The organism is Cellulomonas sp. zg-ZUI22 (assembly GCF_017353535.1).
Lineage (GTDB): Bacteria > Actinomycetota > Actinomycetes > Actinomycetales > Cellulomonadaceae > Cellulomonas > Cellulomonas wangleii.
Genome location: NZ_JAFMUZ010000006.1, coordinates 42,416 through 60,224, shown reverse-complemented (window position 1 = coordinate 60,224; position 17,809 = coordinate 42,416). Strand labels below are relative to the sequence as shown.

At 75.4% G+C, this 17,809-nt stretch carries 16 protein-coding genes and 1 tRNA gene; 13 read left to right on the top strand and 4 right to left on the bottom strand.

Annotation, left to right across the window (positions count from 1 at the left end; genetic code table 11):
- The first annotated feature begins 4 nt into the window (after positions 1–4).
- The 3 genes from J1G43_RS14255 to J1G43_RS14245 all read left to right on the top strand — a co-directional run bounded on the left by J1G43_RS14255 (position 5) and on the right by J1G43_RS14245 (position 2,060).
- Entirely contained in the window at positions 5–616 is a 612-nt protein-coding gene (locus J1G43_RS14255; RefSeq protein ID WP_207342340.1) for a GNAT family N-acetyltransferase, read from the top strand.
- A gap of 80 nt (positions 617–696) precedes the next feature.
- The gene (locus J1G43_RS14250) at positions 697–1,866 is read left to right on the top strand and encodes a hypothetical protein (RefSeq protein WP_207378694.1); all 1,170 of its coding nucleotides are present in this window, start codon (positions 697–699) and stop codon (positions 1,864–1,866) included.
- A gap of 121 nt (positions 1,867–1,987) precedes the next feature.
- Positions 1,988–2,060: transfer RNA gene (locus tag J1G43_RS14245), tRNA-Ala, on the top strand.
- A gap of 57 nt (positions 2,061–2,117) precedes the next feature.
- Here the strand turns inward: J1G43_RS14245 and J1G43_RS14240 are convergent.
- The gene (locus J1G43_RS14240; RefSeq protein ID WP_207378693.1) at positions 2,118–3,203 is read right to left on the bottom strand and encodes a glycoside hydrolase family 6 protein; all 1,086 of its coding nucleotides are present in this window, start codon (positions 3,201–3,203) and stop codon (positions 2,118–2,120) included.
- A 167-nt stretch (positions 3,204–3,370) separates the two neighbouring features.
- Here J1G43_RS14240 and J1G43_RS14235 point away from each other — a divergent pair, with 167 nt between their 5' ends.
- Both J1G43_RS14235 and J1G43_RS14230 read left to right on the top strand, forming a co-directional pair.
- Positions 3,371–3,649: a hypothetical protein gene (locus tag J1G43_RS14235; protein WP_207342337.1), complete on the top strand. Its 279-nt coding sequence runs from the start codon at positions 3,371–3,373 to the stop codon at positions 3,647–3,649.
- A gap of 73 nt (positions 3,650–3,722) precedes the next feature.
- Positions 3,723–5,114, top strand: coding sequence for a UTP--glucose-1-phosphate uridylyltransferase (locus J1G43_RS14230; RefSeq protein WP_207378692.1), 1,392 nt, complete (start codon positions 3,723–3,725; stop codon positions 5,112–5,114).
- A gap of 104 nt (positions 5,115–5,218) precedes the next feature.
- Here J1G43_RS14230 and J1G43_RS14225 read toward each other — a convergent pair whose 3' ends face one another.
- Entirely contained in the window at positions 5,219–5,485 is a 267-nt protein-coding gene (locus tag J1G43_RS14225) for a GlsB/YeaQ/YmgE family stress response membrane protein (protein WP_207342335.1), read from the bottom strand.
- 198 nt (positions 5,486–5,683) lie between these two features.
- On the opposite strand from J1G43_RS14225, the gene J1G43_RS14220 reads away from it, so the two are divergent.
- Entirely contained in the window at positions 5,684–7,153 is a 1,470-nt protein-coding gene (locus J1G43_RS14220; RefSeq protein WP_207342334.1) for a family 20 glycosylhydrolase, read from the top strand.
- A gap of 6 nt (positions 7,154–7,159) precedes the next feature.
- Here J1G43_RS14220 and J1G43_RS14215 read toward each other — a convergent pair whose 3' ends face one another.
- Entirely contained in the window at positions 7,160–9,019 is a 1,860-nt protein-coding gene (locus J1G43_RS14215; protein WP_207342333.1) for a phospholipid carrier-dependent glycosyltransferase, read from the bottom strand.
- A 193-nt stretch (positions 9,020–9,212) separates the two neighbouring features.
- Here J1G43_RS14215 and rsmI point away from each other — a divergent pair, with 193 nt between their 5' ends.
- Positions 9,213–10,061, top strand: a complete 849-nt coding sequence (gene rsmI / locus J1G43_RS14210; protein ID WP_242635805.1) for a 16S rRNA (cytidine(1402)-2'-O)-methyltransferase — start codon at positions 9,213–9,215, stop codon at positions 10,059–10,061.
- A gap of 57 nt (positions 10,062–10,118) precedes the next feature.
- On the opposite strand, the gene J1G43_RS14205 is transcribed toward rsmI, so the two are convergent.
- Positions 10,119–10,712, bottom strand: coding sequence for an isochorismatase family protein (locus J1G43_RS14205; RefSeq protein WP_207342331.1), 594 nt, complete (start codon positions 10,710–10,712; stop codon positions 10,119–10,121).
- 69 nt (positions 10,713–10,781) lie between these two features.
- Here J1G43_RS14205 and J1G43_RS14200 point away from each other — a divergent pair, with 69 nt between their 5' ends.
- The 6 genes from J1G43_RS14200 to J1G43_RS14175 all read left to right on the top strand — a co-directional run bounded on the left by J1G43_RS14200 (position 10,782) and on the right by J1G43_RS14175 (position 17,667).
- Positions 10,782–12,044, top strand: coding sequence for a sorbosone dehydrogenase family protein (locus J1G43_RS14200; RefSeq protein WP_207378690.1), 1,263 nt, complete (start codon positions 10,782–10,784; stop codon positions 12,042–12,044).
- 177 nt (positions 12,045–12,221) lie between these two features.
- Entirely contained in the window at positions 12,222–12,389 is a 168-nt protein-coding gene (locus tag J1G43_RS14195) for a hypothetical protein (protein WP_207342329.1), read from the top strand.
- A 20-nt stretch (positions 12,390–12,409) separates the two neighbouring features.
- Positions 12,410–13,570: a PH domain-containing protein gene (locus J1G43_RS14190; RefSeq protein WP_207371382.1), complete on the top strand. Its 1,161-nt coding sequence runs from the start codon at positions 12,410–12,412 to the stop codon at positions 13,568–13,570.
- Between the two features lie 10 nt (positions 13,571–13,580).
- Positions 13,581–15,368 carry a methionine--tRNA ligase gene (gene metG, locus J1G43_RS14185; RefSeq protein ID WP_207342327.1) on the top strand — a complete coding sequence of 596 codons (1,788 nt, stop codon included), beginning with the start codon at positions 13,581–13,583 and terminating at the stop codon, positions 15,366–15,368.
- Positions 15,369–15,371: 3 nt separating this feature from the next.
- Positions 15,372–16,322, top strand: coding sequence for a TatD family hydrolase (locus J1G43_RS14180; RefSeq protein WP_207371383.1), 951 nt, complete (start codon positions 15,372–15,374; stop codon positions 16,320–16,322).
- A gap of 148 nt (positions 16,323–16,470) precedes the next feature.
- On the top strand, positions 16,471–17,667 hold the full coding sequence (locus J1G43_RS14175) for a ubiquitin-like domain-containing protein (RefSeq protein WP_207342325.1): 1,197 nt from the start codon (positions 16,471–16,473) through the stop codon (positions 17,665–17,667).
- The last annotated feature ends 142 nt before the right edge of the window (positions 17,668–17,809 follow it).

Below are 17,809 nucleotides of genomic sequence, written 5' to 3'. Positions count from 1 at the left end.
CGGCGTGGCGACGGGGTGGCCCGTCCAGCTGGTCGACGGTGACGTGCGCCTGCGTCCGCTGCGCCGTCGCGACGCGGACGCGTGGATGACGATGCGGGCGCGCAACGTCGGCTGGCTGGAGCCGTGGGACGCGACGAGCCCGGAGCCGGTGCGCGGGCCGCGGCCCACGTTCGGGCAGTTCGTGCGTGCGCTGTCGGCCCAGGCGAGGGAGGGGTCCGCGCTGCCGTTCGCCGTGGACCGCGGCGGTGAGCTCGTCGGGCAGCTGACGGTGTCGTCGATCCAGTGGGGCTCGTTGCGCTCCGCGGCGATCGGGTACTGGGTGTCGCAGCACGTCGCGGGGCAGGGGATCACGCCGACGGCGGTGGCGCTCGCGACCGACCACTGCTTCGGTCCGGTCGGGCTGCACCGGGTCGAGGTGAACATCCGGCCGGAGAACGTACCGTCGCTGCGCGTCGTCGAGAAGCTGGGGTTCCGCGACGAGGGGCTGCGGGAGCGGTACCTGCACATCCAGGGCCGGTGGTGCGACCACCGGACGTTCGCGCTGACGGTCGAGGACGTGCCCGACGGTCTGCTCGCACGCTGGCACCGCCGGCAGCGCGGCATCGGCAGCCCCTAGCACCGCTGCGTGGCGGGACGTCGGCGCGACACGCCGCACCGGTGCGGCGCGAGGGGCGCCGTGACCCCTACCGTCGTGACGTGAACGATCTCGCAGGCCCCGTGGCGCTCGCGCTCGTGGGTCTGTGGGCGGCGTATCTGGTGCCGCACCACCTGCGGCACCGTCAACGGTTGCTGGAGGCCCGGGCCGACGACCGGTTCTCCGCGGGGCTGCGCGTGGTCGCGGTGGCGAGCAGCACGCGCCGCCGGCTGGGACGCGGGGCCGCGGCGGCCGGGATGTGGGGACCGAGCACGTCGGCACTGCTGACCCCGGGGACGGGGGTGCCGGCGGCGTACGTCGGCACGCTGACAGGAGGCACCACCGTGGACCGACCGCACGCCACACCCGAGCGCATCTCCGCCGAGGCCGCGCGCCGGCTCGCCCAGGCGCGCGCCGCACGGGCCGCCGCTGCCGCGCGCCGTGGCGCCGCCGCGCGCCGTCGCGGGCTGCTCGCGGGCGTCCTCGCGCTGACCGTCGTCGTCGGCTGGGTCCTGGCCGCCGCCGCGCCCGCCGTCACGTGGGTGGCCGGGGCGGTGCCGTCGGCACTGCTCGCGTCGGTGGTCGTGCTGGGTCGCCGCGCGGTCCTCGCGGGGCAGGCGTCGGACGCGCAGTGGGCCGAGACGATCGAGCGCGAGGAGCGGCTCGCCGCGCGGCCGCGCACGGGCGCCACGCCCGCGGTCCGTCCGCGCACGGGCGCCACGCCCGCGGTCCGTCCGCGCAGCGGGGCCACGCCGGTCGTGCGGCGCGACGCGGAGCCCGGCGTGCCGGTACCGCTGGTCACCGGTCACGCCGTGCGCCCCTCCGACGCGCGCACCGAGGTGTTCGAGGCCATCGTCGCCGACCGCGGCGAGTCCGCGGGTCCGGCGCGGCACGCGACCGGCCAGACCCCGGTGGTCCGGCGGGCGTCGACGGCGCCGGCCGAGGTCGCCGCCGACGCGCCGGCCGAGGAGGAGCAGGACGCGGAGTGGTCGCCCGTCCGGGTGCCGCGTCCGACGTACGCCATGAAGGCCCCGGCCCCGCGCCGGACGCCCGCCCCGCTCGAGGAGTCCGACGCCGAGGCGTCGACGGTGCGACGCCCGGCGGACGCGCCGGCGGCGGCCGAGGAGGCGGCGCCGGGCGCGGTCGTGGCGGCCGACGAGCCGGCAGCCCTGACGACGGGCAGCATCGACCTGAACGCGGTGCTCGCGCGCCGCCGCGCCGCCGGCCAGTAGCCGGTGCCCGCACCCGGCGCACCGGGTGACGTGCGCGGGGACCTCCCGGGCGGTGCGCGGGGACGCGTACCGCGGGTTTCGTCCCGGGGCCGCGGTGATGCTACTGTGGTCCCCGCTCCAAGGGGCTGTGGCGCAGTTGGTAGCGCGTCTCGTTCGCAATGAGAAGGTCAGGGGTTCGAATCCCCTCAGCTCCACCCGACAGCGTCGAAGAAGGCCGGACCCGGTGGGTCCGGCCTTCTTCGTGTCCGGGGCTACCAGGCGGCGCGGGCGGCCAGCCCCAGCAGGTACGCCTCCCAGAACCGTCCGGCGGCGGGGCCGCCGTTGCAGGTGCCGTCGGACCGGCCCGGGGTCTTCAGCCACAGGTCGGCGACGTGCGGGCCGGTGCCCGTGGCGCGCGGCGGGTTGCCCAGGGCCCGGCCCTCGGGGTTGCACCACACCGTGCCGTTCGGCCCCGCCAGCGGGCCGTTGCCGTTGCGGGACGTGTCCACGACGAAGGCGGCGCCGCCGACCAGCGCGGACAGCCGCTCGCCGTACGCCACCTCCTGCGCGCCGGTCTGGAAGTTCGACGTGTTGACGGCGAACCCGGCCGCCCGGTCGACCCCGGCGTCGCGCAGCCGCTGGGCGATGTCCGCCAGGTGGCGGGCGCTCCAGCCGAAGCTGTTGCTCGACGCGCCGTCGAGGTAGACCTCGGCGCCCACGGCCGCGTACGCGTCCACCGAGTACCGCAGCATCGCCAGGCGGGCCCCACGGTCGCCGCAGCGGTCGAGGTGCAGCAGTGCGTCGGGCTCGACCACGACGACGGCGCGCGCACCCGCCAGGCCCGCCGCGACGGCGTCGACCCACGCGCGGTACTCCGCAGGCGTGGCGATGCCCCCGCCCGAGTGGCTGCCGCAGTCGCGGTCGGGGATCGCGTAGGTCACGACGACCGGCGTCGTGCCCGCCGCGACGGCGGCCTGGGCGTACGCACGGACGCGCGCCGTGCCGTCGGCGGGGCCCAGCCAGCGTGCGGTGCTCTGCGCCGCCACCTTCTCGAGGAGCTGTGCGTCGCCCGGGCGCCCCTCCGCCCGGGCCGTGCGGGCCGCCGTCGCGGCGTCGGACGCGGGGTCGACGTAGGCCGGGCGCACCTGCAGGACGGTGTGGTGGGCCTGCGAGCGTTCGACGGTGGCCGGCACCGCGGCGGGGCCGCCGGTCGCGCTCGCGGGCAGGGGCAGCAGGACGCACACGGTCGCCAGGACGGCGCCGGCGGCGGTGACGGCACGCGGGAGCCGGCGGACGGTGGCAGGGGTGGTGGCGGGGGCGGGGGCGGTGGTGGGGGAGGCGGTGGCAGGCACAGGCATGAGGGGCTCCTCGTCGGGGTCCCCTCTCCATCGGTTCGCGCACGGCGGGTCCTCGCGGCCCGGTGCGGGTGACCGATCCCCGGGCGTTCCGTGCCAAGCGTGGCGTTCCCGGCGACGGCGGACGGTGACGGTGCTCACACCGCGGTGCGTCCGCGCGTCCACATCCTGTGTCGTTCGGCCCGGCCGTCGGCACGTGGCTCGTCGCGGCGCTCGTGCTCGGCAGCGGGATCGTGCCGGTGGCCTCTGCGTCCTTCGTGGGCCTCGCGGTCGTCACCGTGCTCGTCGCCCTGGCCGCCGCACGGGCGCTGCGGGGGCACCCCGGCCCCGCCCCCGCGACCGAGGGCAGCGCGTCGGGCGGGGGCCGTCCCCAGGCCCGCCGCGGACGGCGCCGAGGGGCGTCGCACGCCCGGCGACGCACGGGTGAGCGAGGGTCGACGGGCGCCTGACGGTTCGTCGACGTCTGTCCGGTGTGAGCGGTCTCACCGCGGCCGGCGACCGGTTCGCCGCTAACGTCGGACCATGACCGGACTCGATCTCGCCCAGCAGAAGATGCGTGACGCCGGCGTCCCCGCCGCCGCCGTCGACGTGTTCACCCGGTTCTACGGACTCCTGGAGTCGGGGAGCACGGGGATCGTCCGCGAGTCGGACGTCGACCCCCTCGCCGACGTCCCGCACCTCGACGACCTCGAGGTCGACGACGCGGCGGCCGCGGACGCCCTCGCACGCACCGCCGTCATCAAGCTCAACGGCGGGCTCGGCACGTCGATGGGCATGGACCGCGCCAAGTCGCTGCTGCCCGTGCGCGGCAGCCGCACGTTCCTCGACGTGACCGCCGACCAGGTGCTCGCGGCGCGCGAGGCGACGGGTGCGCGGCTCCCGCTGGTGCTGATGAACTCGTTCCGCACCCGGGACGACAGCCTGGCGGCGCTGGCGGCGTACCCGCAGCTCGCCGTCGACGGCGTCCCGCTGGACTTCCTGCAGAACCGTGAGCCCAAGCTGCTGGTCGACGGCCTGACGCCCGTGGCGTGGGACGCCGACCCGACGCTGGAGTGGTGCCCGCCCGGGCACGGCGACCTCTACCCGGCGCTGTACGCGTCCGGCGTGCTGGACGCCCTGCTCGCCGCCGGCTTCCGGTACGCGTCCGTCTCCAACTCCGACAACCTCGGGGCGACGCCCGACGCCCGGGTCGCCGGCTGGTTCGCCGCGTCGGGTGCTCCGTTCGCGGCCGAGGTCGCGCGGCGTACGCCCGCGGACCGCAAGGGGGGTCACCTGGTGGTGCGCCGCTCCGACGGGCGGATCGTGCTGCGGGAGTCCGCGCAGACCGCGCCGGAGGACGCCGACGCCGCGGCCGACATCGCGACGCACGCCTACTTCAACACGAACAACCTGTGGCTCGACCTCGAGGCGCTGTCCGCGGAGCTGGAGCGCACCGGCGGCGTCCTGGACCTGCCGCTGATCCGCAACGAGAAGCACGTCGACCCCACCGACCGCACGTCCCCGAAGGTCGTGCAGGTGGAGTCCGCGATGGGGGCGGCCATCGAGGTCTTCGACGGCGCCGCCGTCCTGGAGGTCGGCCGTGAGCGCTTCCTGCCGGTGAAGACGACGAACGACCTGCTCGTCCTGCGCTCCGACGTCTACGCGGAGGACGACGCCCATCGCCTGGTCGCCGTCGTCGACGCACCGTTCGTCGACCTGGACCCGGCGCACTACGCGCTCGTGGGCGAGTTCGACACCCGCGTGCCGCACGTGCCGTCGCTGCGGGGTGCCACGTCCCTGCGGGTCCGGGGGGACTGGTCCCTGGGCCGCGGCGTGGCGGTCGTCGGTGACGCGGAGCTGACGGGCGAGGGCGGCACGGTCCCCGACGGCGCCACGCTGGTCGCGGGCGTCTCCGCGGACGCGGTCCGCGCCTGACCGGCACGGGGACCCTGCGCGCACACCCTGCACGCACGAGGGCCGGCACCCGGCGTCCTGCGCCGTGGGTGCCGGCCCTCGCGTCCGTGCTGGTCGGCCGCTGGTCAGCGGCGCTTGCCGGCCCAGCTCGCGTAGATGATGACGAAGACCGCCGCGAGCACGACCTGCAGCAGGATCTCGATCCAGTCGATGCCATCGGTGACCTCGACGCCGATGACCTGCGCGAGCCACGTGCCGATGAGCGCGGCCACGATCCCGATGATGATCGTCACCAGGATCGAGATGTTCTGCTTGCCGCGCACCACGAGGCGGCCGAGCGCGCCGATGATGGCGCCGACGACGATGGCGCTGATGATTCCGCTGATGCCCATGTCCACTCCTCGGTGTGTCAGGACCGTTGCCCGGTCTGCGAGGAACCTAGGGCAACCGGGACGAATCCGCCTCCCGAACGGGCGTTCCGTCGCGCCGGGTCCGCCCGGTCCGGTCGCATCCGGCGCGAAACGGGCACCGACGCCGTCGTGACGGGTAGGTTCGAGCGGGGGTCCCGTCCGCCGTCCCGGAGGAGTGCCGTGTCCGACCCGATCACGGTGGTGCCCGCACCGCTCGTCGTCCGGCCCTCTGCCCGCCGGCCGTACGTCATCACGGGTTCCACGACCGTCGTCGTCGACGCCGACGAGCAGCTGGTGCCCGTCGCCGTGCTGACCGCGGACCTGCTGGGCCGCGTCAGCGGCCGGGCCGTGGAGATCCGCCACGCCGGGCCCGACGCGCCGGGGGTCGTGCGCATGCGGCTCGTGACGGACCTGCCGCCGGGGCCGGAGACCTACCGCGTCGTCGTGGGTGACGGGCGGGTGCGGCTGGAGGCGCGGACCACCGACGGCCTCGTGCACGCGGTGGTGACGCTGCGCCAGCTGCTGCGCGAGCGTCCCGACGGGGGTGTCGAGGTCGGGGCCGTCCACATCGAGGACGCGCCGCGCTACCCGTGGCGCGGCCTGTCGTTGGACGTGGCGCGGCACTTCGTGAGCGTGGCGGACCTCAAGGTCGTCATGGGGCTCATGGGCCACTACAAGCTCAACGTGCTGCACCTGCACCTGACCGACGACCAGGCGTGGCGCCTGGACATGCCGTCGCGACCCGAGCTGGTCCGGCGCTCCAGCGCGCACTCGGTGGGCGGCGACCCGGGCGGTCACTACTCGGCGGCGGACTGGGACGAGATCCTGGCGTACGCCCGGGCGCGTGCCATCCGCGTGGTCCCCGAGATCGACGTGCCCGGTCACGTCAACGCCGCGCTGCACGCGTACGGCGAGCTCAACCCGGACGGGCAGCCCGCCGCGGAGTACCTGGGCACCGACGTCGGCTTCTCCCGGCTGCACGACGACCTGCCGGCCACGCACGAGTTCCTCGTCGACGTCTTCGGTGACCTGGCGGAGATGACCCCCGGCAGCCACGTGCACATCGGCGGCGACGAGGTCCTGACGATGGAACCGGACGAGTACGCGCGCCTGGTGCGCGCGGCGTCCGCGGCGGTGACCGCCCACGGCAAGCGCGTGGTCGGGTGGCAGGAGGTGGCGCACGTGCCGGACCTGCCGGCCGGGACGGTCGTGCAGTACTGGGACACCCGGGGTGACGCCGAGCCGTTCGTCGCGGCCGCGCGTGCCGGGGCGCGGATCCTGCTCTCACCGGCGCCGCGGGTCTACCTGGACATGCGGTACGGGCCCGGGTTCCCGCTCGGTCAGGAGTGGGCCGGGTTCGTCGAGCTGCGTGACGCCTACGAGTGGGAGCCCGCGGAGCTGGTGGAAGGGCTGCCGCCCGAGGCGGTGGTCGGCGTCGAGGCCGCGCTCTGGACCGAGACGCTGCGGACCCTGGACGACCTGACGACGATGCTGCTGCCGCGGCTCGCTGCCGTCGCCGAGGTCGCGTGGAGCGCGCCCGAGCACCGCGACCACGACGACCTGGTGCGGCGGCTGCGGGCGCACGGCCGGCACTGGGACCGCACCGGCCTGGCGTGGCACCGCACCCCGCAGGGCACCTGGGACGACTGACGCCCGTCAGATCCAGGTGGGCAGCCACATCCGCATGTGCCACTGCTCCCACGGGATGACCCAGGCCGACCAGACCGGGTAGAAGAAGAGCCCGACGCCCACGACCACCGCGACGAACACCCCGACGGCGGCGATCGTCCAGCGCCGTGCGCGGACCTCCCGCGCGCTGCCGTCGGGCTCGACCTGAGGGCCGACCAGGAGCCCCAGGACGTACACGAGCGTGAGCACCACCCACGGCACGAACGCGACGCTGTAGAACGTGAAGATCGTGCGGTGCATGTAGGCGAACCACGGCAGCCAGCCGGCGACCAGCCCGGACAGCACCGCCCCGGCGCGCCAGTCGCGGTAGCGCACCAGCCAGAACAGCGCGACGAGGACCGCGGCCGCCCCGGCCCACCAGATGACCGGGTTGCCGACGGACACGATCGCCTGCGAGCAGGTCGCCGCACCGCACGCCTGCTCCGCGGCCTCACCGGTCAGGCCGGACACCTCGGTGGGGTACCAGAACGACGTGGGCCGCCACTGCACGATCCAGCCCAGCGGTCCGGCCGCGTAGCCGTGGGGGGTCTCCAGGGTGGTGTGGTACCGCCACATGTCCTGGTGGTAGGCGAGCAGCGAGCGCAGCGCCGGGGGCAGCCACTGCACCCCCTGGCCCGGGTTCGCCTCCGCCCAGTGGCGGTTCCACCCGTTGTCGGTGGCGAACCAGCCCGCCCACGACGCGAGGTACGTCGCGGCGGCCGTGGGGACCATGACGAGGAACGCGACGACGGCGTCCTTGACCAGCGTCGCGCGCACCCAGGGCCGCACCCCCGCGCTGCGGCGTGCCGTGGCGTCCCACAGGACGGTGAGCAGGCCGAACACGGCGAGGAAGTACAGCCCGGACCACTTGGTGCCGATCGCCAGGCCCAGCAGCACGCCGGCCGCCAGGCGCCACCAGCGCCAGCCGAGACCGGGTCCCCAGCGCAGCGGGCCGCCGCCGTCGAGGATCGCGGCCGTGCGCACGGCCAGGCGCCGACGGGCCTGCTCCCGGTCCAGCAGCAGGCAGCCGAACGCGGCGAGCGCGAAGAACATGAGGAACGGGTCCAGCAGGCTGATGCGTGACTGGACGATCGCCTGGCCGTCGAGCGCGAGGAAGAGGCCGGCGACCGTGCCCAGCGCGGTCGACGCGAACAGGCGCCGCGCGATGCGGGCGATCATCAGCACCGCGAGCGTCCCGCAGACCGCCGCCGCCAGCCGCCATGCCACGGAGCTCTCGACGCCGCCGCCCAGCTGGATGCCGAGCGCGATCATCCACTTGCCGACGGGCGGGTGGACGACGTACGCCGGGTCGGCGTTGAGCACGCTCGTGTCGCCGGCCTCGAACTGCGGGTTGGAGTCCGCGACCCACGTGGCCTCGTAGCCGTGGACGAGCAGCGAGTACGCGTCCTTGACGTAGTACGTCTCGTCGAAGACGAGGCGGTGGGGGCGGCCCAGGTCCCACAGCCGCAGGAAGCCGGCGAGGGCGGTGACGCCCAGCGCCCACAGCCAGCCGTGCAGGCGCGCACGGGGAGTCGCGTCCAGGGCGAGCGTGTCCGCCCCGAGCAGGCGACGCAGCAGCCGCGGCTCGTTCGGCTCGACGTCCGCGGGCGCCGCCGTCCCGGGGTCGTCGCCCGTGGGGTCGGTACCGGTCGGGTCGGGGACGGTCGCGGGCTCGGCCGCGGTCGTCGTCCCCGGCTCGTGCCCGGTGGTCGGTGCGGGTGTGCCGTCCGGCGCGTCGGGGTCCGGGTCGGTCACCGACGCGGGGGGCAGCGTGTCCGCGGCGGCGGCGTGCGGGGCCGCTGCCCGGGCCCGGGGCGCGCGTGCGGTGTCGTCGTCGTCGGTCGGCACCGGGCCATCGTAGAGGTACCCGGACCGGGGCGTTCCGGGCGTCCCCCGGCCGTGGTGGCAGGCTGGTCCGGTGACCCCGTCGCCCGCCGCCGCACCCACGCCCCACCCCGCCGCCGCGGACGAGCCGACCGCGGACGAGCCGACCGCGGACGAGCCGACCACCGACGGCCCGCCCGTCGCCCCCGCCCGCTCGCTGCGACCCGGGCAGGGCGCGCTCGTCCTCGCGGCCACGCCCATCGGGGACGCCGAGGACGCGTCGGTGCGGCTGCGGCGCCTGCTGGCCGAGGCCGACGTCGTGGCCGCGGAGGACACGCGCCGCACCCGTGCGCTGGCCGCGCGCCTCGGGGTGAGCATCGGCGGGCGGGTCGTCAGCCACCACGAGCACAACGAGTCGGGGCGGTCCGACGAGCTGCTCGACGTCGTCGCGGCGGGCGGCACCGTCCTGGTCGTCACGGACGCGGGCATGCCGACGGTGTCGGACCCGGGCTTCCGGGCCGTGCAGGCCGCGGTCGCCGCCGGGCTGCCGGTCACGGTGGCCCCCGGGCCCAGCGCCGTCCTCGCGGCGCTCGCGCTGTCCGGCCTGCCGACCGACCGGTTCTGCTTCGAGGGCTTCCTGCCGCGTCGCGCCGGGGACAGGGCGCGCGCCCTGGCGGCCCTGGCCGGCGAGCGCCGCACGATCGTGCTCTTCGAGGCGCCCCACCGGGTCGCCGAGGCGCTCGACGCGCTGGTCGAGGCGTTCGGTCCCGAGCGGCCGGGCGCCGTGTGCCGCGAGCTGACCAAGACGTACGAGGAGGTGCGCCGCGGTCCGCTGGCCGAGCTCGCGGCCTGGGCGCACGCCGGCGACGTGCGCGGCGAGGTCGTGCTGGTCGTCGGGGGCGCGCCGCAGGGGGGTCCGCATGGCGTCGAGGAGCTGGTGCCGGAGGTGCTGGCGCGCGTGGACGGCGGGGAGCGGCTCAAGACCGTCGTCGCGGAGGTCGCCGAGGCGACGGGCGTGCCCAAGCGGGACCTCTACGCGGCGGCACTCGCCTCCCGGACCCCCTGACGCGGGATCCGGGCGCGCGAGCGCGACGCCGGACCCCGGTGCCGCGGCCCGCCGACGTCAGAGGAGGCCGGACTCCACGAGCTCGGCACCCGCGGCCGCCATCGCCGCGCGCGCGGCCGCACCCTGCTCCGGGGTCACCGGGACGGTGAGGTCCGTCAGCACGCGGGTGCGCAGGCCGAGGCCCAGCGCGTCGAGCGCGGTCGCCCGCACGCAGTGCGACTCGGCGATGCCCACCACGTCGACGTCGCCCACCCCCGCCTCCTGCAGCACGGTGGCCAGCAGGCGGCCGTCGGCGTCGACGCCCTCGAACCCGGAGTACGCCGCCGCGTACTCGCCCTTGCGCACGCTGACGTCGGGGCGCAGGTCCGCCAGTGCGGGGTGCAGCTCGGCCTCGGGGGTGCCGGCCACGGCGTGCGGCGGCCAGGTGTCGACGTAGTCGGGCGTCGCCGAGAAGTGCGTGCCCGGGTCGACGTGCCAGTCCTGCGTCGTCACGACCAGGTCGTACCGGTCCCGGTGCGCGGCCGCGTAGTCGGCGATCGCCCGGGCGACGGCGTCGCCACCGGCCACCGCCAGCGCCCCGCCCTCGCAGAAGGTCGGCTGCACGTCGACGACGACCAGTGCGCGTCGCGGGGCCCCTGTCACGTCACTCATGGGCGCCATCCTCACCCCTGACGGGCCCGACGCGCTGCACGACGCGGCGCCGCCCGGCACAGTGGGGCGATGGACGCGGGCGGTGCGGTGCGGCGACGCGGCCCGGGGCGACCCGCTGCGGGCCCGGCCGTCGCCGCGGCGCTGCCCCTCGCCCTCGCGCTCGCGGGCTGCACCGGGGGGCCGCCGCCCGCACCCACCGTCCCGGCCACCGTCCCGTCCGCCGCCGCGTCGCCGTCGTCGCCCGCCTCGCCGTCCGCGGCGTCCCCGGAGGCGTCCGCCCTGGTCCGTGACGTCCCGACGGTCGCGGTCACGTCGGTCCAGGACGTCGCCACGGGCCTGGACGTGCCGTGGGGCCTGGCGTTCCTCCCCGACGGCCGGGGACTGGTGACGCTGCGGGACGCGGCGCGCCTCGTCCTCGTGGGGGCGGACGGGACGGTCACGGACGTGACGGGCCCGGGGGCCGACGCGATCGCGGACGCGACCGTGGCGCAGGGGGAGGGCGGCCTGCTGGGTGTCGCGGTCGTCCCGGGGTCGGCGGGCGGACCCGTCGACGTGGTCGTGTACCTGACGTCCTCGCAGGACAACCGGGTCCTGCGGGCGACGCTCGACGGCACGGTGCTCGGGCCGGCGCGCGTGGTGGTCGAGGGGATCCCCCGCGGGCGCAACCACAACGGTGGGCGGCTGGCCTTCGGGCCGGACGGGCACCTGTACGTCACGACCGGGGACACGTACGAGACCGGGCTCGCCCCGGACCCGGACAGCCTGGGCGGCAAGGTGCTGCGGGTGACCGCCGACGGCGCACCGGCCCCGGGCAACCCGGACCCGTCCTCGCCGGTGTGGACGCGCGGGCACCGCAACGTCCAGGGCATCGCGTGGGCGCCGGACGGGCGCGCGTTCGCCTCCGAGCTCGGTCAGGACACCTGGGACGAGCTCAACGTGCTGCGCGCGGGAGCCGACCACGGCTGGCCGACCGTGGAGGGTCGCGGCGGTGCGGCGCGAGGGTTCGCCGACCCGGTGGCGGTGTGGGCGACGGCGGACGCCTCACCGTCCGGGATCGCGGTGACCGACGAGGGTGTGTACGTCGCCGGCCTGCGCGGACGCACGCTCTGGCGGGTGCCGCTGCGCCCCCTCGACGCCGCGTCCCTCGCCGACCCGGCGGCGGACGCGGCGGGTGTGGGGGACCCGCAGCCGCTGCTGGCCGACGAGCACGGCCGGCTGCGCGCCGTCGAGGTCGCGCCGGACGGCTCGCTGTGGGTGCTGACCGGCAACACGGACGGCCGCGGGGACCCCGCCGCCGGCGACGACCGGGTCCTGCGCGTCACGGTCGGCTGACGTCCGCACATGAGAGACGGCGAAGAGTCCGGCGTGTCCCGGCGTGTGCTGTTCGGGCGGAACGTCCCGATCGGTACTGTGTGCGCCGTCCGGTGGCTGCACCCGCGTCGCCGGCGACCGACCGGACGACGACGGCGGCGGTGACCCCCAGCGACGAGCGACACGGAGGAGCCCACCATGCCGGCGAGGGCCAAGAGCATCCTCATCTGGATCGTCGTGATCTTCCTGCTCTACGCGGTGGTGACGAACCCCGAGCAGGCGGCGGACGTGGTGCGCTCGATCTGGGACTTCGTGTACAGCGCGTTCTCCGGGTTCGCCCGGTTCTTCGACAACCTGTCGTCCTGACGGCCCGGGGGGGTGACGACGTGACGGCCGACCACGCGACGCGCATCGTCATGTCGCACCGCCTGCTGCGGCGCTACGTGCTGCCGGGGGAGCGGGTCGTGCTCGCGACGCGACGGCACTGGGCCAAGCTGCTCGAGCCGGCGGCGACGACGCTGGCGGTGTTCGCGGTGTGCGGCTGGCTGACCGCGGTGCTGCAGCCCTCGTTCGGTGACGGCGCCCTGGTGGTGTGGTGGCTGTGGCTGGCGGCCCTGGTGCGGTTCGGCTGGTACCTGCTGGTGTGGCGCGTGGAGTGGTTCGTCGCCACCGACAAGCGGATGCTGCTGCTGACCGGCCTGGTCACCCACCAGATCGGCATGATGCCGTTGATGAAGGTCACGGACATGCGCTACTCGCGGTCCGTGCTGGGCCAGATGCTGGGGTACGGGCAGTTCCTGCTCGAGTCCGCGGGGCAGGACCAGGCGCTGCGGCAGATCGGGTGGGTGGCGCGCCCGGACGCGACCTACCGCGACCTGTGCGCGCTGATCTTCACCCCCGTGACGGCGCCCGCGTCCGACGGTGAGGACGACGGGGGCCCGGTCCCGCCCGCCCGCCGGCGCCCCGTGGGCAGACCGCCCGCCGTGCCGCCGGCGCGCCGCGTGCCGGCTGCCGAGGGCGGGGTCGCCCTGGCGGACGCCTCCGCGGAGGCACGGCCAGGTCCCGGGCCGCGTCCCGGGGCGCGGCCCGCCGCACCGCACGTCCCGCCGGCGGGCGGCCGGGAGGCGGGAGCGCCGGAGCGCTGGGTCGAGCCGGTCGTCGTGTGGCCGTCGCGGGAGGCCCTGTTCGAGCCCGACGACACCCAGCCGCTGCGCCTGCGCACGCCCGACGAGACGGACGACCCGGACGCCACGTCGCCGGAGGACGCGGAGCCGGCCCGTCGCCTGCCGCCGACGCTCGCGGAGGCCGCCGCGGACGGCACCTCGATCGAGGCCGAGGCGATCGCCGGCGAGGAGGCGCTGCGGCTGGACGAGGAGGAGGCCCAGCAGCGGGCCTGGGACGTGTCCGAGCCCACGGGGACGTTCGTCGACCTCGGCCGGCGCGAGTGGTCCGACGACGCCGGCGCGCACCCCTCACCGACCCCGCAGCCGCCCGCGGCGGGACCCGCACCGGATATCGAGGGCAACCCCGAGGGCGGTCGCACCTAGGATCGTGGCCATGTCCCGCATCCTGTCGGCCGTCGCGTGGCCCTACGCGAACGGCCCCCGCCACATCGGTCACGTCGCCGGCTTCGGCATCCCCTCGGACGTCTTCAGCCGGTACATGCGCATGGCGGGGCACGACGTGCTGATGGTCTCGGGCACCGACGAGCACGGCACGCCGATCCTCGTGCAGGCCGACAAGGAGGGCGTCAGCGCCCAGGAGCTCGCGGACCGCTACAACCGCGTCATCGTCGAGGACCTCACGCAGCTCGGTCTGTCGTACGACCTGTTCACGCGCACCACGACGCGCAACCACTACGCCGTGGTGCAGGAGATGTTCCGCACCGTCCACAAGAACGGCTACATGGTCGAGCGGACCACGATGGGTGCGGTCAGCCCGTCGACGGGCCGCACGCTGCCCGACCGCTACATCGAGGGCACCTGCCCCATCTGCGGGTACGACGGCGCGCGCGGCGACCAGTGCGACAACTGCGGCAACCAGCTCGACGCGATCGAGCTGATCAACCCGACGAGCAAGATCAACGGGGAGACGCCGAGGTTCGTCGAGTCGAACCACTTCTTCCTCGACCTGCCGGCGTTCGTCGACGCGCTGGGCGACTGGCTGCGCACGCGCACCGCGTGGCGTCCCAACGTCCTGAAGTTCTCGCTGAACCTGCTCGACGACGTGCGCCCGCGCGCCATGACGCGTGACATCGACTGGGGCATCCCCGTGCCGCTGGAGGGCTGGGAGGACAACCCGACCAAGCGCCTGTACGTGTGGTTCGACGCCGTCATCGGGTACCTGTCGGCGTCGATCGAGTGGGCGCGCCGCAGCGGCGACCCGGACGCGTGGCGGCAGTGGTGGAACGACCCCGAGGCCCTGTCGTACTACTTCATGGGCAAGGACAACATCACGTTCCACTCCCAGATCTGGCCGGCCGAGCTGCTGGGCTACGACGGCAAGGGCGCGCGCGGCGGTGCGCCCGGCGCCTACGGCTCGCTGAACCTCCCGACCGAGGTCGTGTCGAGCGAGTTCCTCAACGTCGAGGGCAAGCAGTTCTCGACGTCGCGCGGCCGCGTCATCCTGGTCCGCGACATGCTCGCGCGCTACCAGCCGGACGCGCTGCGCTACTACATCTCGGTCGCCGGGCCGGAGACGCAGGACGTCGACTTCACGTGGGCGGAGTTCAAGCGCCGCACCAACGACGAGCTCGTCGCGGGCTGGGGCAACCTGGTCAACCGCACCGCGAGCATGGTCCACAAGAACTTCGGCGAGATCCCGACGCCCGGGCACCGGCAGCCGGTGGACGAGGCCCTCGTCGCCGAGGTCACCACCGCCTTCGGCCGCGTCGGCGAGCTCGTCGGCGCGCACCGCCAGCGGCAGGCGCTGCAGGAGGTCATGCGCGTGGTCGGCGAGGCCAACCGGTACGTCTCGGAGACCGAGCCGTGGAAGCTCAAGACGGACCCGGACCGCCTCGCCACGGTGCTGCACACCACGACCCAGGCGGTCAGCGACCTCAACACGCTGCTCGCACCCTTCCTGCCGCACAGCGCGCAGGCGGTGCACGAGGCGCTGGGCGGCACGGGCACGTTCTCGCCGCAGCCGCGCATCGAGGAGGTCACCGACCTCGACGACGACGCCCGGCACTACCCGGTCATCACGGGCGACTACACGGCGGTCCGCGGGACGTGGCAGCCGAAGGCGATCGTGCCCGGGACCAAGGTCGACAAGCCGACGCCGGTCTTCACCAAGCTCGACGACGCGATCGTCGAGGAGGAGCTCGAGCGCCTGCGGCAGGGCTGAGGCATGGCACGCAGGAAGCGGGAGACGGGCTGGCCCCCGTCGCCGGAGCCGCTGCCGTCACCCGTCGTCGACGACCACACGCACCTGGAGTCGGTCGTCGGGTGGCGGGCCGAGGGCTGGCACCCCGCGGACGCCGTCGCACGTCCCGGCGCCGCGGAGCACCCGGACCTCGCCGCGCACCTCGCGCGCGCGGCGGAGGTCGGGGTCACGCGCATGGTGCAGGTCGGGTGCGACCTGGAGGCCGTCGCCTGGACCGACGCGGTGGTGCGGGAGCACCCGGCGCTGCTGGGCGCCGTCGCGATCCACCCCAACGAGGCGGTCCTGCACGCCGGGGTCCGCGAGGTCGCGCCGGACGGGCTGGACCCCGACCCGCAGCCCCGGCACGACGTGCCGCTGGACGACGCGCTCGCGGCGGTCGCCGCCGTGGCGCGGGACAACCCGCGCGTCCGCGCGATCGGCGAGACGGGCCTGGACTTCTTCCGGGCCGGCGACCGCGGGCGGGCGGTGCAGCGCGACGCGTTCCGGGCGCACGTCGCGCTGGCCAAGGAGCTGGGGCTGGCGCTGCAGATCCACGACCGGGACGCGCACGACGAGGTGGTCGACGTGCTGCGCCGCGACGGCGCCCCGGAGCGCACGGTGTTCCACTGCTTCTCCGGCGGTCCCGACCTGGCGCGGGTGTGCGCGCAGGAGGGCTGGTTCTGCTCGTTCGCGGGTCCGGTGTCGTTCCCAGCGAACGAGGACCTGCGCGCGGCCCTGCGGGTGCTGCCCGCCTCCCTGGTGCTGGTCGAGACGGACGCGCCGTACCTCACCGTTCACCCCTACCGGGGGCGTCCCAACGCGCCGTACCTGCTGCCGGGCACTGTCCGGACGGTCGCGGAGGTGACCGGACGCCCCGTCACGGACGTGTGTGCGCAGGTCAGCGCGGTGGCGACGGCGGTCTACGGGGAGTGGTGACCCGCGCGGGCAGCGCGCCACCGCTGGTCGCGGGGGTCACGGATCGGTTACGGTCTGTGCGGCGCCCCGGGTGCGACCCGTCAAGGTCGCACGGCGAGGTGCCGAAGAACTTCAGGGCAGCGTCCCTCCCGCCGACCCGAAGGACACCGTGACCGGTCACCCGCAGGTGCCGGGCCGCCGCGCCGCCCGTGCGCGCGACCGGGCCGCACGCACCGCCGCGCAGGCCGTCGTGCTCGCGCTCGTCGCGGGCGGCACCAGCGCGTTCGCGGCGATGCACAAGGACGTGACGGTCGACGTGGACGGCACCGAGGTGAACGTGCGGACGTTCGGCCGGACGGTCGCCGACGTGCTGGCCGCGGGCGACATCGAGGTGGCCGACGGCGACCTCGTCGCCCCGGGCCTCGACCAGGCGGTCGGGCGCACCGGCCAGGTCGTGGTGCGGCACGGGCGCGAGATCGACGTCGAGGTCGACGGGCGTCCGCAGAGCGTGTGGACCACCGCCCTGACGGTCGGCGAGGCGGTCGAGGAGCTCGGGCTGCGCGAGGGCGTGCGGCTGTCGGCGTCCCGCTCCGCCACGGTCGGCCGGGACGTGCTGCGGGTCTCCACGCAGAAGACCGTGCACCTGGTGGTCGACGGGCAGGTGATCGACGGGGTGACGAGCGGGTCCACGGTGCGCGACGCGCTCCGCGAGATCGGCCTCGTGCTCGAGGAGGCCGACCAGGTGTCGGTCCCGCTCGACGCGGCCGCCGTCGACGGGCTCGTCGTGCTGGTGACGCGTGCCGTCACCTCGGGGGAGACCGTGACCGAGGCGGTGCCGTTCGAGGTCCAGGAGATCGAGGACCCGACGCTCGTCAAGGGCAACAAGGTCGTCAAGAACGCCGGTCGGGCGGGGCAGCGCACGACGACGTACTCGCTCGACGTGGTCGGCGGCGTGGTCGTGGGGCGCTCCGTGCTCGCGTCGGTCGAGACGGTCGCGCCGGTGCACCAGGTGGTCCGGGTGGGTACCGCCGAGCTGCCCGACCCCGCGACCGTGGCGGTCGAGCCGGGCACGGCCCAGGCGATGGGCAAGGAGATGGCCGCCGCGCGCGGCTGGGGCGACGACCAGTTCGCCTGCCTGCTGTCGCTGTGGAACAAGGAGAGCGGCTGGCGCTGGAACGCCGAGAACCGGTCGTCCGGGGCGTACGGCATCCCGCAGTCGCTGCCGGGGTCCAAGATGGCCTCCGCCGGCGCGGACTGGCGGACCAACCCGGCGACGCAGATCTCGTGGGGTCTGGGGTACATCGCCGGGCGGTACGGCAACCCCTGCGGCGCGTGGGCGCACTCGCAGGCCAAGGGCTGGTACTGACCTTCTGCCGCACGCCGGGCACCCTTGCGCGCACCCCTGCGCGCGGGCGGTGTGACCCGCGTCACCGTCGCTGCGGGTTGGACCCGGGGTCACAATTCCGTTACGGTCGCGTGTCGCTATTGCTCGGACGGGTGACCCCCGT

Coding starts and splice junctions, on each gene's coding strand:
- J1G43_RS14240 (WP_207378693.1), bottom strand. CDS start 3,203: ATGCCTGTGCCTGCCACCGCCTCCCCCACCACCGCCCCCGCCCCCGCC.
- J1G43_RS14230 (WP_207378692.1), top strand. CDS start 3,723: ATGACCGGACTCGATCTCGCCCAGCAGAAGATGCGTGACGCCGGCGTC.
- J1G43_RS14225 (WP_207342335.1), bottom strand. CDS start 5,485: ATGGGCATCAGCGGAATCATCAGCGCCATCGTCGTCGGCGCCATCATC.
- J1G43_RS14205 (WP_207342331.1), bottom strand. CDS start 10,712: ATGAGTGACGTGACAGGGGCCCCGCGACGCGCACTGGTCGTCGTCGAC.
- J1G43_RS14200 (WP_207378690.1), top strand. CDS start 10,782: ATGGACGCGGGCGGTGCGGTGCGGCGACGCGGCCCGGGGCGACCCGCT.
- J1G43_RS14195 (WP_207342329.1), top strand. CDS start 12,222: ATGCCGGCGAGGGCCAAGAGCATCCTCATCTGGATCGTCGTGATCTTC.
- metG (WP_207342327.1), top strand. CDS start 13,581: ATGTCCCGCATCCTGTCGGCCGTCGCGTGGCCCTACGCGAACGGCCCC.
- J1G43_RS14180 (WP_207371383.1), top strand. CDS start 15,372: ATGGCACGCAGGAAGCGGGAGACGGGCTGGCCCCCGTCGCCGGAGCCG.